This is a genomic window from Caballeronia choica, assembly GCF_001544535.1.
Lineage (GTDB): Bacteria > Pseudomonadota > Gammaproteobacteria > Burkholderiales > Burkholderiaceae > Caballeronia > Caballeronia choica.
Map to the genome: position 1 here is coordinate 1 of NZ_FCON02000449.1, position 1,448 is coordinate 1,448.

A 1,448-nucleotide genomic window follows, 5' to 3' on the forward strand; every position below is an offset into this window, starting at 1 on the left:
TTTTAGATACAAATCATCCCGAATAATAGAATTTATCGGTTGACGATCGGTTCGGTGTTGGTCTACATTTGATTCAACGCGCACTTTTCGGAACCTGACGTTCCGTTTTATTCAAACACCGGAGACTTCCCATGAGCGAACTCGACCCCTCCTCGTCCGCCCCCGCCACCGATCTCGTCGGCCCCCAGTCGATGACCCCCTCCGAAGCCTTCGTCGAGACCCTCGCCGCCAACGGCGTCACCGAGATGTTCGGCATCATGGGCTCCGCCTTTATGGACGCGATGGACATCTTCGCGCCCGCCGGCATTCGTTTGATTCCGGTGGTGCATGAACAGGGCGCCGGGCATATGGCCGATGGGTATGCGCGGGTCTCCGGCCGCCACGGCGTGGTGATCGGCCAGAACGGCCCCGGCATCAGCAACTGCGTGACCGCGATTGCCGCCGCGTATTGGGCGCACAGCCCGGTGGTGATCGTCACGCCTGAGGCCGGCACGATGGGCATTGGTCTGGGCGGCTTTCAGGAAGCCAAGCAACTGCCGATGTTCCAGGAGTTCACCAAGTATCAGGGCCACGTCACGCACCCGGCGCGCATGGCTGAATTCACCGGACGCTGCTTCGATCGCGCGATGGCCGAAATGGGGCCGACGCAGTTGAACATCCCGCGCGACTACTTCTACGGCCAGATCAAGGCCGAAATCCCGCAGCCGCAGCGGCTCGATCGCGGGGCGGGCGGCGAACAGCGCCTGAACGAAGCAGCCGAGTTGCTCGCCACCGCGAAGTTTCCGGTCATCATCTCCGGCGGCGGCGTGGTGATGGCCGATGCGATCGACGAGTGCAAGGCGCTCGCCGAGCGGCTCGGTGCGCCGGTCGTCAACAGTTACCTGCACAACGATTCATTCCCCGCGAGCCATCCGCTGTGGTGCGGCCCGCTCGGCTATCAGGGCTCCAAAGCCGCGATGAAGCTGCTCGCACGCGCCGATGTGGTGATCGCGCTCGGCTCACGGCTTGGGCCGTTCGGCACGCTGCCTCAGCACGGCATGGACTACTGGCCGAAGAACGCCAAGATCATCCAGATCGACGCCGATCACAAGATGCTCGGGCTGGTGAAGAAGATCACCGTCGGCATCTGCGGCGACGCGAAGGCCGCTGCGGTCGCGCTCACGCAGCGTCTGACTGGGCGCACGCTCGCCTGCGATGCCTCGCGCGAGGACCGCGCCGCGCAGATCAAGTCGGAAAAGGCCGCGTGGGAGAAGGAACTCGACGAGTGGACCCACGAGCGCGACCCGTACAGCCTCGACATGATCGAGGAGCAGAAGGACGAGCGCACCTTCAGCGGCGGCACCTACCTGCATCCGCGCCAGGTGCTGCGCGAGTTGGAAAAAGCGATGCCCGACGACGTGATGGTCTCCACCGACATCGGCAACATCAACTCGGTGGCGAACAGCTAC

Annotated in this window: 1 protein-coding gene; it reads left to right on the forward strand. The window is 63.6% G+C overall.

Going from position 1 to position 1,448, the window contains the following annotated elements; genetic code table 11:
• Positions 1 to 131: 131 nt before the first annotated feature.
• Positions 132 to 1,448: sulfoacetaldehyde acetyltransferase (gene xsc / locus AWB68_RS44885; protein ID WP_200828980.1), on the forward strand; the 1,317-nt coding region annotated here is incomplete at its 3' end.